The organism is Staphylococcus equorum, from assembly GCF_001747895.1.
Taxonomy (GTDB): Bacteria; Bacillota; Bacilli; order Staphylococcales; family Staphylococcaceae; genus Staphylococcus; species Staphylococcus equorum_A.
Genome location: NZ_LNNB01000019.1, coordinates 122,980 through 138,000, shown reverse-complemented (window position 1 = coordinate 138,000; position 15,021 = coordinate 122,980). Strand labels below are relative to the sequence as shown.

Sequence of the window (15,021 nt, the reverse complement as noted above, 5' to 3'; positions counted from 1 at the left end):
TTCAGTCATAAAATAGCTAACCTATATTTCATTTGAATTATCAACCTATGTTAAATTTGTTTATCTTTACCTAACTTATGATAGCCTTTTAAGAAAAAGAACATCGTCATGAATAATAAGAATACTATACCTATTACTACTGAGACTACTGTTTCTTTATTAAATAGCATGCCTATCAATACGACAATAAAGAATGCCATTGTAATATAGTTAGTAAAAGCCCCACCTGGCATTTTAAATGGATGCCCTTTTATTTCTTCAGGATGATTTTTTCTAAACCTTAAGTGACTAATTAAAATCATAAACCAAGGCACCATGCCTGGTAATATAGATGCACTATAAACATATACAAATATACTATCTGCACCTTTAATAAATAGTGGTAAAATAACGTTCAATAATGCACCGATTAAAATACCTAATGCAATTGCAATTACAGTCCAGACTGGCACACCATTTTTCATAACTTTACCAAAGAATTTAGGTAGCATACCTTTTTGAGATAAATTCAATGTCATACGACTTGCACTAAATATACCTGAGTTACAGCCAGACATTGCTGCAGTAAGTACAACAAAGTTTATTAGTCCAGCAGCAAATGTAATACCAACTTTTGCAAATGTAGCAACAAATGGACTACCAATGTTACCTAATTGATCCCAAGGATAAACTGTAACAATTACAAAAATAGCTCCAATATAGAAAATTAATATACGCCAAATGACACCATTAACTGCACTTTTTATATTTTTTTGTGGGTCTTTTGTTTCTCCGGCAGTGATTCCAATTAACTCTACACCTTGATATGAACCAATTACAATAGATAGTGCAAAGAAGAATCCTAACCAACCATTAGGCATAAAACCACCGTGAGACCATAAATTAGAAAGTCCAATTGCCTCTCCTCCATTACCTAACCCGAAGAAGATAATTCCAAAACCAGCAATTATCATTAAGATAATCGTTACGATTTTGATCATTGCAAACCAGAATTCAAATTCACCAAAAGCTTTAACTGACACAAGATTTGCACAAGCCAATAATACTACTACAATAACGCCTGGTATCCATTGCGGTAAATCAGGAAACCAATAATTCATATATTCTCCAACAGCTATTACCTCACTCATACCAACAACTACCCATTGGAAAATATTGCTCCAGGCTGTTAAATAACCAGCTACTGGATGTATGTAATCACTTGCAAAGTTAGCAAAGGAACCAGAAGTTGGGTGTAAATAAACCATCTCTCCCATTGCTCTCATTACTAAAAATATAAATATACCTGCAATTAAATATGCAAATATAACTGAAGGACCTGTCCATTTTATAGTGCTTGTAGCTCCTAAAAACAGTCCGACTCCAATTGTTCCACCAAGTGCAATCATTCTCATCTGACGCGCACCTAGTCCCCTCTGTAACTCATTGTTCTCATTCATAATTCAAACCCCATCTCTTTCGATTATAAATAAAGATGAAACACTTATCATGTCGCCATTATACTATAAAATCTAAAAATTGGAACAATTATTTTTTGATTTATGTAAGGGCTTACATTTCCGTTATTAATTGTATTTTATTTCGTCAAAAAAAGCAAAGTAATTTTGTGTATTTCACTGTTGGATTGTATTATCGTGTTATTAGCCCTATGCGTATCTTAAAAATTTTCACCTTATGCTTTATAGGAAACGTGGCAGGAGGATTAATATTTTTCACACTCACACGACATTCAGATATTATGTCTCCGGAGATGTTCATACAGCTTGAAATTACAATAGAGCATAAACTATTTGCCGCAGGATTTTTGGCAATTTTAATCAAAGGGATATTCGCTAATTTTTTTATCAATATTTCATTAGTCATCGCCATGCAAATTGATGACATTCTAGCTAAAATGTTTGTCATGATGTTTGGCGTATCCATATTCGCCTTTATGGGTTATGAACATGTCGTTTATAATTCTGTATTATTTGCTGGTGGACTCGTTTATCAAAGTGATTTATTGGCAGTTATTCCTACATTAATCAATTTACTTGGTGCTGCAATTGGAAACTATATTGGCGGGGGTTTGATCATCGGATTGTTTTACGCCTATTTAAATGATCATCATCAATATGACGGCCAAAGGTTGCATTAATTTTGTGACGTTCTATATTTCAAACTTTCTATGGTATAATTTTCATTAGATTTTATTACAAAGGAGTTCAACATGAATAAAATTTTACTTAAAAAAACAATTACAGTTTCTCTTATCTTTGGTGTGTTATTTTTCTTATTAAATTATGTTACTGGTTCAGATAGTTCAATTGGACAATTAATTTTAAAAAGTCTACTTGTAATTGTAGTATTTGCTATATTATATTATGTCTTATTTTCTATTGTTGATTCACCAGAACGAAAATATAAATTTGGTATCACGATTCCAATCGCATTGTTATTAGCTATTATCATATGTGCTTTAATATCTACCATAAAAGTTGGTATTATTGTCGGTTTAATTGTTGGTATCATCGCTGGTTATGTTTGGGAATATATAGAAAAAAATAAAAATGGTGGTGACAAATCATGAGTATGATTATAGGCGTTATTGTAATTATTTTACTGATTGTAAGTTTGATTCCTAATTTAAAAGCAGTAAAAGCCTCTAAAGAAACTGGGGAAAAAAATACGCGTTTTGCAATCATGGTAGGTATAGATTCAATACTACTTGTCCTCGTTGTAGCAACATTGATTTTCCAACTTTTATAATTAACAATGTTTATATTAAATATAAGCTAACATATATAATGCAGTTGAGTTCGCAACAGTGCTTTGTTTGCGTGCTAAAGGGAGCCTCCATATGGAAGCTCCCTTTTTATATTTAAAATCAGGTACAAATTTATAATTTATCTTGAAGCACAAAATAATATATTAAACTAGCGCCTAACAAATAAACCACTGTTCCTACCATAAATGATCTAAATTGTATTTTAAAAGGTATTTTTTTATTAAAAATCGGACCTAATACCAAATTACTTATCGCCAATACAATGGGCCCACCCAAGAAAAATAAAATTAAATATCCACTCATTTAATTAGCCTCTATTTTTCTCAAAGTACGTCTTAATGATTTCTTCACCGGTTAAATCTTTTCCAGTAAATGCCACTTCGCTAAAATCTTGTTTTTCTGTCATTGTATTTGTATTGACGATAACATCTAAACCGGCTAAAACTGCGGCAGTTGCACCATTAACTGAGTCTTCGATTGCTAAACAATTTCCAGGATTGTAATTCAGTTTTTGAACAGCAGTGAGGTATGGCTCAGGGCTTGGTTTAACTGCTTCAACATCTTCTCGACCTACAACGATATCGATATAATTGCTTAATCCTAGACTTTCAAAAGCTGGTTTGATGTCAGCTCTATAGCTACTCGTCGCAATCGCCATGGGTATATGACATTTTTTGCAATAGTCCATTAACTGTTTCATTGCATCAATGATTGGCAAATCAACGCTTGTGCTACTATGTTCGACATAAATTTCATGCTTATGTTCTTTGCCTAATTGACTTTCTAAATAATGATGTAAATCCGTCGCAGCTCCGCCAATAGATTGACGATAAAAATCCAATGTTATTTCAGTTAAATTATGTTTTTTCAAGTGCTTATTAATGATTTCAAATAGATGCCTTTCTGTATCAATAATCGTGCCATCAAAATCAAATATGACTGCTCTATACATAATATATCCTCCTCTGTCCACTTGTTGTTTCGTTAAATTATATTAATGCTAGCTTATCATATTTTAAAATCGAAATATGTAGTTTAGATTTTAAAATGGTAATATAGCAATTGAGGCTGAGACATGTGATATGTCCCAGCCTCATTGTTTATGCTTCTAGTGTTATTACCGTTTATTCCAATATTTTGCTAAAATTGGTCCGGTAATATTGTGTACCAAACTAAATACTGCCCCAGGCACTGCCGATAAAGGACTAAAGTGTACAGTAGCTAATGTTACTGCTAACCCTGAATTCTGCATACCAACTTCAATCGAAACAGCTTTTTTATCAGCGCGTTCCAGTTTAAATATATTTGCTAATGTATATCCTAATACATAACCAACAATGTTATGTAGTATGACTACTGCAAAAATGAGCAATCCTGTTTCTAGTATTTGTGATTTACTCCCACCTACTACAGAAGCGAGTATCAGTGAAATAGCAATTACAGAAACGATTGGCAATGCAGTTGCAGTCTTATCAGCGAATTTTTTAAATACTTTTTGTAATATAAAACCAATCGCAATAGGAATAAGTATCACTTGCACTACTGACCAAAACATACTCATAAATGAAACTTGTAACCATTCATGTGCGAATAAATAAATTAATGCTGGCGTTAAGAACGGAGCAAGTAACGTAGAGACGCTTGTAATAGCTACAGACAACGCAACATTCGCATTTGCTAAATAACTCATAACGTTACTTGATGTTCCCCCTGGACAACACCCAACTAATATCACACCAATTGCAATTTCTGGTGGTAATTGAAATAATTTAGCAATTAAAAAAGCCGCTAAAGGCATGATTGTGTATTGCAAAATCACACCAATTATTACGCACTTAGGCGATTGAAATACAATCTTAAAATCTTTAGGGTCAATGGTCAATCCCATCCCTAACATTACGATACCAAGTAAATATGGCACCCAACCACTTAACGTAGCTAACTGAGTTGGAAAAATAAAGCCAATTATTGCAGCGATTAACATCCATATCAAGAATGTGTTTGTTGCAAACTTACTCACTTTTGATAACATCTCTAAACACTTCCTCTATGTATTAATAATGAAAAATGTATCATACTTTAAACAGCTATACAACTGAATTTTCAAAATATTCCAACTTTTTAAAAGCCAAAAATTTAACTTCAAAAATAATTTTCAACTTCGTTCTAAAGACCTAGTGCCAACATTTTAAAAGAGTGGTACAATTTAATAGAAATAAAAACTTGTATAATTTTAAGTGTAAAGAATATTATGATTAATATCCATATGACACTTTATATAGATATGGAGGTATAATATGTTTTTAGATAGAACAGAAACTTTTGTGTTAAATATAGGTGGACTTAACAAACGTGCCACACGTAAAAATTTAACTAAATTATGTAAGCAAATTAATTTTTGCAACTCATTCAAGTTTTCAATTTTCAAAGAAAATAACTTGTATGCATTAAAGGTCAACTTACCAAAATACCAGTTACCATATATTATTAGTTTTCTGAGCTTCCATAATTATTTAATTTATCAAATTATAGAAAGTAATCATTCTGAAAAACTATTAGATCTTGATCATTTATTGTTATCTTCTAAACGTTTTGAACTAACTATCGATGGACTTTACGACGCTTTTGTTAAAGACAAAGTCATTGATATTTTGAACTTAATCAATCAAACGGAGCATATTACATATACCTTCAATAGAGATAAAATAAATGTTTCTTGTTCTCCTAAAGTTTTCGCAAAACTCATCCAAATGATTGCTACTCATAACATTGATGTACTTGGTGCAATATATCAACCACGATTAATGAATAAAGCTAGAATTTCGTAATTCGTTTATATAATAAAGCACAGCCCATGGAACGATTCCATACGGGCTGTGCTTATTTTTTATTATCTATTTAATCTTGCTCTCCCTCGTTAACGATGTTTTCAAAGGCTTCTCTTACTTGTGGTACTGACATACCAACAACGACTTGGACATTTTTACCACTTTTAACTAATCCATGTGCCATTTGATTATGTGTGAAATAACCACTATCTTCTACTTTATCTATATCATTCACTGTTAATCTTAAGCGTGTCGTACAATTTGTTACGTCCTTGATATTTTCTTTACCACCAAGGCCTTCTAAATAATAATTTGCTTTATCTTCGTATTCATTACCAGTAGATGTTGCGTTTCCTTTGTCATCACTGCCTTTTTTACTCTTATAATCATTTTTACTATACAACTTCACGTCTTCTTCGTCTTTCTTACGACCAGGAAGTGGAATATTGAATTTTAAAATTAAGAATCTGAATAAGAAATAATAAATAGCTGTAAATACAAGACCAATAATGATTTGAATTACATATGTTAACCAATGATTTTGTGCTAAAGGTATCCAATTGGTAGCAAAGAAGTCTAATAGACCGCCACCAAAGTTACCTACAAGGCCAAATCCATACATCAGTGTATCCATTGTTGCAGCTAATAGTGCGTGCAATACAAATAAATAAGGTGCAATAAACAAGAATGTAAATTCTAATGGCTCTGTAATACCTACAACTACAGCAGTTAATGTAGCTGGAATAAGTAACGCTGCAATTTTTTTCTTATTCTCTTTAGGTGTAGTTGAATACATTGCTAATGCAATACCTATCGAACCAAATACTTTACCATTACCTTGTAACATAAATCCATAAGGGAATTGTTCTTTCAATGACTTCGTACTCGTCGCAAATTCATTTACATGCGCAAACCACTCTGCTTTTAATCCGTGGTTTACCACTACTGGACCTACTTCAATTGGTGCATATATAAAGTGATGTAAACCTGTTGGAATAAGTACTCTTTCTAAGAAGTGATATAGCCATACCCCAATGTAACCTGATCCTATGATAAATCCTTGTAATGAAGAAATACCACCTTGAATCGTCGGCCAAACAATACATGTTATCAATGCAATCGGCAACATAACAATAAACGAAATCGTTACTACAAATGTTAATCCTTGGAACACACCTAGCATTTCAGGCAGTTTCTTACTGTAGAACCTATTATGTATCCATGTCACAATACTAGAAATTATGATACCACCTAAAATATTGGTATCTAACGTTTCAATCCCAGCAATTGCTTTGAGTCCAGTAACATTCTCGACTCCTTTTTCAAAATTAGCCCCAAAAGTATGTGGCCATTGTGTAAGAATAGCGTTAATAAATGTATTAAACATGAGATAGCCCATTAACGCTGCTAGTGCAGCATGTCCAGGTGCTTTTTTAGCTAAAGAAAGTGGCAATCCGACAGCAAATACAATTTCCATATGATCGAATATTACCCAACCACCAGATTCTATTACGGACCATATTCTAAACCAAGTCGTCCCATCTTCTGCAATACTTCCCATTATTGCCGGATTTTTAAATAATGTAGCAAACCCTAAAACAATACCGAAGAAAGCAAACATCAGTACTGGAACTATCATCGCACTCCCAAATCGTTTAATTGCGTTCATAGAAATATACCCCCCAAATTCTATTAAATTTAGATAACTTACATTCAAATACTTATATGTAAACTTATCATTTTTTAGATACGTCTGTTTCAAATCTTATCTCAATACTAAAGGAAACGCTTACATATAAGCAATGGTTTGACTATATTACGAATAGTTTTGTATAATCAGATTATATTTCCAAAAGTTGAAAATATTTTCATGAAGTGCGAGGTTATCATATTGTTTTTAGATGAACGCGTTAATAATAACTTTAATAAATTAAATGAGAATGACTTACATATTGCTCATTTTATCAATACACATACGACAAAATGTAAAACAATGAAAATTCAAGACTTAGCAGAATATACACATGCTTCAAATGCAACTATTCATCGTTTTACACGTAAATTAGGTTTTGATGGTTATAGTGACTTTAAATCTTATTTAAAGTTTGAAACTGAAAAATCTCATAATCTCCCTTCCGACTCTATCGAAGGTTTTAAACAAGACGTCGAAAATACTTTTACATATTTAGAACGCATTGATTATAATCTTGTCACTGATAAAATCAATGAAGCAGAGACCGTCTATTTGTATGGGACAGGCGTCGCGCAAATGAATGTCGCCCAAGAAGCGCAACGCATTTTGTTAACAATTCATAAAAATATTATTGTATTACATGATGTACACGAATTTAAAATGGTCCTTAATAGAACAACACCTACAGATATTTTCTTCATTATTTCTCTTTCTGGTGAATCTCATCAATTAACAGATATCACCAACTTATTACAGTTACGTCAAAAATATTTTTTCTCCATAACTACTTTAAATGATAATACACTTGCTCAAAAAGCTGATTATAATATTTATGTCTCTAGCAATACTTTTTATCTTGCTGACGGTATAGATTATTCAAGCTTTATAAGTTATCACATATTTTTCGAAACATTATTGCGTAAGTTTAACGAGCGCATAGAAAAAGGTGAAATTATTTCTTAATAATTCACAAACTTTATGCTGAGCTTACTATTGCAATACAACTAAACTTCTCTAAGTTCAAATATCAGTACGCCACACCATTAACATCTACTTATGGCGTGGTGTTATTTTAATTTGTTCTACGGTATTTTCAACCTGATTACATACGAGACGCCTGAGAGGAACAGCACGAGCCGAAGACTATATACAAGCTGAGACCATGCCCTAGGTAAGCGAGTATGAAGTATATATTGTACAGTAGAAGTTATACTTGGCCGAAAACGCACAAAAAAACTGCCAACAAAGCGACAACTTTGCTAACAGTTTATATTCACAACATCTCATTACATGTTAAAGGTCTGATTCAAATTCTTCCAATACCACTTGTAATTTATCAAATAATATTTCAAAACCATGCGCAGTAGAATCATGATATTCTTTTTTCTTCTGCTTATATTCCAGTGTTGTATATCTACGTTCTTTTGGCACAAAAGCTTTATAATTAAAAATCATTTGTGTGATGCCCGCTTCTCTTTCGAATATTTCAATTTCAATTGTATCTTCAGAATCACTTAACTCTGGCATACCAATTGTCATGACGATATATTCATACGGTGTTAACGTAATAAAAGAACCTTTTACTACATTTTCTTTCCCTTTACGAACGTCAACTATTTCATAACTTCCATTTTGTTCAGCGTTAATATGAATTGATTTATTTGTTCTATCTGTTGTCATAAACCATTGTTTAAGAAAACGTTGATCTGTCCATGCTTGATATAATAATTCTGGTTCAACTTTAAATAGTCGTTCAAGTCGAATCTCAACGTATTCATTTTCAACATTATATTTACCCACGATTGTTCACCTACTTTCACTCTTAATTCTATTCTAACCTATTCTACAAGACTTCTAAACAATAATCATATGAATCATAAAATGTTCTAGTCTTTACTTTAAAACGATCAACTTCTATATTTTATCGTCAATAGTCAGTAAACGTCAAAATTTTAAACGTCACTTCCGTAAAAACATGTATTTAAGACTTTTTATAAAATCACAGTATATTCCAGCATAATAAAAAGGGAGGTTCATCAGATACAAACAATGCACTGATTCTCCTTCCCTTTTAACCCCTTATTTTTTATTTAATCTTGGTAAGTTAAAGAAGATTGCAATCAAACCACAAACTCCTAAAATCATAGGATAAATAGAGTAAGGTAATAACTCAAATGGAGATATAGATGCCACACCTGCTGCTGCAATTAACTGTGGACTATAAGGTAAGAGTCCTTGGAAACAACTCGCAAACATATCCAAAATACTTGCAGATTTTCTTGGGTCTACATCGTATTCTTCCGAAATTTCTTTTGCTAGTGGACCAGCCATCAATATCGATATCGTATTATTCGCTGTTGAAATATCCGCTGCACTGACTAACCCAGCTATACCTAATTCTGCGCCACGTTTTGATTTCACTCTATTACGAACAAAGTGGAGTAACCATGTAATACCGCCGTTATGTTGAATAAGTGCTACAAGACCTCCGATAAGTAAGGCAATCATCGCTATATCTTCCATACCAATAATACCTTTTGAAATAGATCCTAATAATCCTGTCCAACCAAATGATCCATCTATAAGTCCAATTATTGCTGATAGTGCGATACCACCTATAAGTACAATAATCACATTAATACCAATTAATGCTAATATCAGTACCATTAAATAAGGTAAGACTTTGATAATGTTATAGTCATAACTTTTAGTTGCATCAATTTGTGCTCCATTTGTTAAAAACCACAAAGCTATAATCGTAAATATAGCACCTGGCAACACAATTTTAATATTCACTTTAAATTTATCACTCATTTTTGTCTTTTGAGTACGTACGGCTGCAATTGTTGTATCTGAAATCATTGATAAATTATCACCAAACATTGCACCACCTACAACCGTAGCCATCGTAATAGCTGCTGAGACATCAGTTGCTTGACTCAATCCAAATCCAACAGGCGCTATTGCTGCTACTGTACCTACAGAGGTGCCCATTGAAAGCGAAACAAACATACAAATAATAAATAAGCCTACGATAATTAAATTTTCTGGAATAAGTGACAATCCTAAATTAACTGTAGATTGCACGCCACCCATGTCTTCAGTAGTTTGAGAGAAGGCTCCAGCCAGTATAAAGATGAGCATCATTAAAATAATGTTTGAATGACCCGCGCCTTTTGTGAAAACTTCCACTTTTTTATGAAACGTTTCTTTTCTATTTAAAATCAAAGCTACAATAGATGCTACTAGAATAGCTACATTTAACGGCATTGTTGAAAAATCTCCTGTACCAATACCTACACCTAAAAATAAGCCTACAAATACGAGCAATGGAATCAATGCCCAAGCGTTACCTTTCTTTGTCTTCTCCATACAAAACCAACTTTCTATAAGGGTAAAAGCGTGAAATTTACTCATCGCTATTTCTTTGTGTTTCCTTTTTTGAAAATAAAAAAACTCTTTTCTATTGAAGAAAAGAGTAAACGTTGTGTTTTCATTCTTATCTTCTAGCATACATTTATGCTACTGGAATTGGCACACGCATCATCATGTTGCCGAAGTATCAACGGGCCAGTCCCTCCACTTCTCTAGATAAGTTATTAAATTGTTCTATTACAGTACATTTTGAACTGTAATTCGTCAAATACTGATTTAGCTTAATACGTTAAAGCACGTTTGTCAACATTACTTTGCAATCATACGCTATATACAAAAAGTGCGACCCCCTTATTCAGTAGGTCGCACAATCGTAAATGTTTCTCCTAATGATGCATAGTCATTACCGGCTAAGCGCGAAACAGCTGCTAATGCCTGAGCATCAATTTTACTGTCTTCAAAGTATACATCATCATCGATATGAAACATAACGACTTCACCAATAATTAAATCAGAGCCTTCTTGTGGATCGCCTAATGGAATAATTCTGTTTAATTTACATTCCATGCGGACTTTTGCTTGTTGTATCCCTGGGACAGAAACAAGTTCTGAATCAATACATGTTAAATTTGTTCTTTCTAGCTCATTACGCTTATGCTCTATTGGTGCTGCCGTTTTATTAACTTCTTCAACAATTGTTTCATCAGTAATATGAACGACAAATTCTTCGGTTTCTTCGATATTTACTGAGGTATCTTTTCGTTCACCTTCTGAACGGACCGTAGAAATCATAATCATTGGTGGTGCGCTATTCACTATATTAAAGAAACTGAATGGCGCTGCATTTAAATGACCTGATTTATCTTGAGAAGTAACAAATGCTATCGGTCTTGGAATTATACTCCCACTCAATAATTTATAATTTTGTTTTTTAGAGAGTCTATCTGCTTTAAATTGTTTCATATTTTATTACCATACCCTTCAAAAAATAAAAGCTAGATAATCTATAAGAGATTACTAACTTTTGATATCATTAGTCTAACTGAGTTCCGCCTGTTACACCATAAACTTGCCCAGTCGTATAACTCGACTCTTCAGCAGCTAAATGTACATATACTCCTGAAAGTTCAACAGGTTGTCCTGCTCTACCTAACGCTTCTTTTTGACCAAATGTAGGTATCTTCGATTGTGGTTGTCCGCCAGATATTTGTAGGGGTGACCAAAATGGCCCAGGTGCTACACAATTTACACGAATACCTTTGGCACCTAATTCTTCTGATAAACTTTTAGTTAATGAAATGATTGCTGCTTTTGATGCTGCATAATCATGTAGGATAGGACTTGGATTATATCCTTGCACGGATGATGTTGTCGTAATTGTAGCACCCGGTTGTAAATAATCTAGTGCTTTTTGAACTGTCCAAAATATAGGATAAACGTTTGTTTCAAATGTTTCAGTAAATTTAGCTGTATCGAAACTTTTTAAATCATCTCTGTATTGTTGATGTCCTGCTACAAGGGTTACATTGTCTAAACCACCTAATTCATTATAAGCTTGCTCAACTAAATCATAGTTAAATTGTTCATTTCGGAGATCTCCTGGTATTAAAACAGCTTTTCTACCTACTGATTCAATCACTTCTTGTACTTCTTCGGCGTCTGCTTGTTCTTCAGGAAGATAATTTATCGCTACATCTGCGCCTTCTTTCGCATACGCTATAGCAGCAGCTCTTCCAATGGCAGAATCTCCACCCGTCACTAACATTTTATAATCTGTTAATCTACCATAACCAATATATGAAGTTTCCCCACAATCTGGTTTAGGTTCTAATTCTTTTTGTAAACCAGGAACCGTTTGTTCTTGCTTTGGAAAATCTTCATTTGAAAATTTTGTTCTTGGATCTTGGGCTGCCATAATACAACACTCCTTAAATAATTATTATATCTATACATTACCCAAATTTCATAGGAGTTAATACATATACAAATTGTTTAACAACTTATACTTCGTTCAATAATTTTTGAACAAATGTAACAAAATACTCAGGTACTTTTTCTAGAATACGTTCATCTGGGTCATACTTAGGGTGATGTAAATCATATTCACTATTCGACCCAATGAATGCAAAGACGCTTGGATATTTATTTGCAAAACCAGAAAAGTCTTCGCCAATTGTTAAAGGTTTATCCATAACTTCTACATTATATCCAACTTGTTTGGCAACTTCGATAGCGTCATTCGTTAATTTTTCATCGTTTTTAACGGCACCTGGTAAACGATGATATAGTGTTTCTATTTCGACATCAAATGCTTCTGCAAGTCCACTTCCAATTGCTCTAAGTCGTTCTTCAATATAAACACGTTTATCTTCATCAAAGCTTCTCACAGTACCTTGTACGTACGCTTGATCAGCAATAACATTCCATGTATTGCCACTAGATACTTCACCTATAGTTACGACTGCACTATCAAAAGCAGATAAATTTCTACTTACAATCGATTGAATACTATTAATTAATTGTCCTAGAACGATGACAGGGTCGTTACCCTGTTCTGGTTTAGCAGCATGCGCACCTGTGCCTTTTATTTTAAATTCAAAACGGTCTACAGATGATGTAATTACACCCGACTTCACTGCAAATTCACCCACATCTAACGACGGATAATTGTGATAGCCTAATACAGCTTTTGCGCCATCAATCGCTCCTGATTCAGTGATATGTAGCGCCCCATAACCCAGTTCTTCTGCAGGTTGAAAAATAATACGGACACGCCCTTTTAATTGGCTTTCAATGTCTTTAAGTCTTGTTGCTACCGCTAAAATACTGGCCATGTGTATATCATGTCCACATGCATGCATCACACCTTCATTCGTTGAAGTGAATTCATGTACCACTTGCTCATGGATAGGCAAAGCATCAATGTCTGTTCTTACAGCTACGAATGTTTCACCTTGTCCTACTTCAGCAACTAAACCAGTCTCTAGTGGTAAATCAATTATTTTAATATCATATGCTTCTAATATTCGTTTCAATCTTTTTGTCGTCTCATATTCAGCATCTGAAAGTTCAGGGTATTGATGTAATGTTCTTCTCCAATTCACGTAATCTTCATATTGTGGCATTATATGTCACGTCCTTTCTTATTAATAAAACGGTAAATCATGTAATAACTTATTGTTACAACAACGACGCCTAAGGCAAGATTATTCGTAATTAAAATAATCACTACGGTAGAAATAATTAAAATGCTATTTAACAAAGGTGCTTTGCGAATGAATGGCAACGTTCGTCTATCAAACGTACCAAGTGAAATCGTAATTAACACAGTGGCTAACACGGCCATAGGTATGCGTCCGATAATCTCTCCAAAAATAAATAAACATATCAATAAAAAGCTGCCTGTGATGAAAGTCGACAACCTTGAATTCGCACCCATTGCTACATTAAAGCGTGATTGTCCAACAAGTGCACTACCGCCAAACCCTCCAAACAAGCCAACGATAAAGTTCGCGATGCCTTGACCAATAGATTCCTTATTCTTATCACTGGTTGTCGAAGTTACAACATCAACCATTTGCGCAGTTAAAGTCGTTTGTATCACGGCTACAATAGCCATTGCTATACCATAAAGCAATGCAATCACCACTATATTCAAATCACTTATTTCATTTGGTATGGAAGGTATTGGCATTTTTATATGTATTGAAGCCATATCAGAAACATATTGAATGTTTGGTTTCATCACTCCTGCAAGTAGCGTCAATATAATAATAGCTATTAAAGGTGCTGGTATAAGTTTGATATATTGCCCTGCAAGCCAAATAATAAAGAATGAAGCAATTGCAAACACATATGTCGAGGCTGAAATGTTAAATATATGCTTTAATTGGGAGGTAAACAATAATAAACCTAATGCATTCATAAAACCAATGACTACACCCGTAGGTATGAAGTCTAACAATTTATTTATGTGACAATATCCCAATATAATTTGTATGACACCCATAAACAATGTAGCTAATATAAGCGCGTTTAGACCATGACTTGCCATTAATGGTGCGACTACTAGCGACACACCACTACTTGGCGCTGAGACCATCAACGTTCTATTCCCAGTAAAGCTCAACACGAGCATCATCAAACCAGTACTTAACATGCCTATCGTTGGACTTACACCAGCGATGAAAGAGAATGCAATTGCGCCTGGAAGTAATGCAAGGGCAAGTAATATACCTGTGAGCATATTTTGACTTAAATCCCCGCTCCATTGTTTAACATAAGTAATTTGCCCCACATTCGATGTCACCTCCCATGTATGCTTTAAATAACATGGTACCATAATTGTCGAAATATTT

At 33.6% G+C, this 15,021-nt stretch carries 15 protein-coding genes, 1 pseudogene and 1 riboswitch; of the genes and pseudogenes, 5 read left to right on the top strand and 11 right to left on the bottom strand.

Annotated features, from left to right (window positions below):
• Positions 1 to 50: 50 nt before the first annotated feature.
• Positions 51 to 1,439 (bottom strand): amino acid permease, encoded by a 1,389-nt coding sequence (locus AST02_RS09270; protein ID WP_046465885.1) that lies wholly within the window; start codon positions 1,437 to 1,439, stop codon positions 51 to 53.
• Between the two features lie 158 nt (positions 1,440 to 1,597).
• Between AST02_RS09270 and AST02_RS09265 the strand changes: the two are divergent.
• The 3 genes and pseudogenes from AST02_RS09265 to AST02_RS09255 all read left to right on the top strand — a co-directional run.
• Positions 1,598 to 2,137: pseudogene (locus AST02_RS09265) on the top strand (formate/nitrite transporter family protein); the annotation flags it as partial.
• Positions 2,138 to 2,209: 72 nt separating this feature from the next.
• Entirely contained in the window at positions 2,210 to 2,569 is a 360-nt protein-coding gene (locus AST02_RS09260) for a hypothetical protein (protein ID WP_046465887.1), read from the top strand.
• Entirely contained in the window at positions 2,566 to 2,748 is a 183-nt protein-coding gene (locus AST02_RS09255) for a hypothetical protein (protein ID WP_002506889.1), read from the top strand. Before AST02_RS09260 ends, AST02_RS09255 begins: the two co-directional genes overlap by 4 nt.
• A gap of 130 nt (positions 2,749 to 2,878) precedes the next feature.
• On the opposite strand, the gene AST02_RS14550 is transcribed toward AST02_RS09255, so the two are convergent.
• The 3 genes from AST02_RS14550 to AST02_RS09240 form a co-directional block, all read right to left on the bottom strand.
• Complete coding sequence (locus tag AST02_RS14550; protein WP_046465888.1) at positions 2,879 to 3,070, bottom strand: hypothetical protein; 192 nt, start codon at positions 3,068 to 3,070, stop codon at positions 2,879 to 2,881.
• Between the two features lie 4 nt (positions 3,071 to 3,074).
• Positions 3,075 to 3,719, bottom strand: a complete 645-nt coding sequence (locus AST02_RS09245) for an HAD family hydrolase (RefSeq protein WP_069817606.1) — start codon at positions 3,717 to 3,719, stop codon at positions 3,075 to 3,077.
• A gap of 165 nt (positions 3,720 to 3,884) precedes the next feature.
• The gene (locus AST02_RS09240) at positions 3,885 to 4,799 is read right to left on the bottom strand and encodes a bile acid:sodium symporter family protein (RefSeq protein ID WP_069817605.1); all 915 of its coding nucleotides are present in this window, start codon (positions 4,797 to 4,799) and stop codon (positions 3,885 to 3,887) included.
• A gap of 265 nt (positions 4,800 to 5,064) precedes the next feature.
• Here AST02_RS09240 and AST02_RS09235 point away from each other — a divergent pair, with 265 nt between their 5' ends.
• Positions 5,065 to 5,595 (top strand): hypothetical protein, encoded by a 531-nt coding sequence (locus AST02_RS09235; protein WP_046465891.1) that lies wholly within the window; start codon positions 5,065 to 5,067, stop codon positions 5,593 to 5,595.
• A gap of 70 nt (positions 5,596 to 5,665) precedes the next feature.
• On the opposite strand, the gene AST02_RS09230 is transcribed toward AST02_RS09235, so the two are convergent.
• Positions 5,666 to 7,264, bottom strand: coding sequence for an alpha-glucoside-specific PTS transporter subunit IIBC (locus AST02_RS09230; protein WP_046465892.1), 1,599 nt, complete (start codon positions 7,262 to 7,264; stop codon positions 5,666 to 5,668).
• 222 nt (positions 7,265 to 7,486) lie between these two features.
• Between AST02_RS09230 and AST02_RS09225 the strand changes: the two genes are divergently transcribed.
• Positions 7,487 to 8,251 carry a MurR/RpiR family transcriptional regulator gene (locus AST02_RS09225; protein ID WP_046465893.1) on the top strand — a complete coding sequence of 255 codons (765 nt, stop codon included), beginning with the start codon at positions 7,487 to 7,489 and terminating at the stop codon, positions 8,249 to 8,251.
• 330 nt (positions 8,252 to 8,581) lie between these two features.
• Here the strand turns inward: AST02_RS09225 and AST02_RS09220 are convergent, their stop codons facing one another.
• From AST02_RS09220 to AST02_RS09195, 6 genes are all read right to left on the bottom strand, one after another.
• Positions 8,582 to 9,088 (bottom strand): SRPBCC family protein, encoded by a 507-nt coding sequence (locus AST02_RS09220; protein ID WP_046465894.1) that lies wholly within the window; start codon positions 9,086 to 9,088, stop codon positions 8,582 to 8,584.
• 279 nt (positions 9,089 to 9,367) lie between these two features.
• Positions 9,368 to 10,801, bottom strand: a complete 1,434-nt coding sequence (locus tag AST02_RS09215; RefSeq protein WP_226957432.1) for a Na+/H+ antiporter NhaC family protein — start codon at positions 10,799 to 10,801, stop codon at positions 9,368 to 9,370.
• A riboswitch (SAM riboswitch) is annotated at positions 10,785 to 10,886 on the bottom strand. (Overlaps the previous gene by 17 nt.)
• Positions 10,887 to 11,014: 128 nt before the next feature.
• Entirely contained in the window at positions 11,015 to 11,626 is a 612-nt protein-coding gene (locus AST02_RS09210) for a flavin reductase family protein (RefSeq protein WP_069817604.1), read from the bottom strand.
• 70 nt (positions 11,627 to 11,696) lie between these two features.
• The gene (locus AST02_RS09205) at positions 11,697 to 12,578 is read right to left on the bottom strand and encodes an SDR family oxidoreductase (protein ID WP_069817603.1); all 882 of its coding nucleotides are present in this window, start codon (positions 12,576 to 12,578) and stop codon (positions 11,697 to 11,699) included.
• A gap of 85 nt (positions 12,579 to 12,663) precedes the next feature.
• Complete coding sequence (locus AST02_RS09200) at positions 12,664 to 13,788, bottom strand: amidohydrolase (protein WP_069817602.1); 1,125 nt, start codon at positions 13,786 to 13,788, stop codon at positions 12,664 to 12,666.
• Positions 13,788 to 14,960, bottom strand: coding sequence for a SulP family inorganic anion transporter (locus AST02_RS09195; RefSeq protein ID WP_081332992.1), 1,173 nt, complete (start codon positions 14,958 to 14,960; stop codon positions 13,788 to 13,790). Before AST02_RS09195 ends, AST02_RS09200 begins: the two co-directional genes overlap by 1 nt.
• Positions 14,961 to 15,021: the final 61 nt, after the last annotated feature.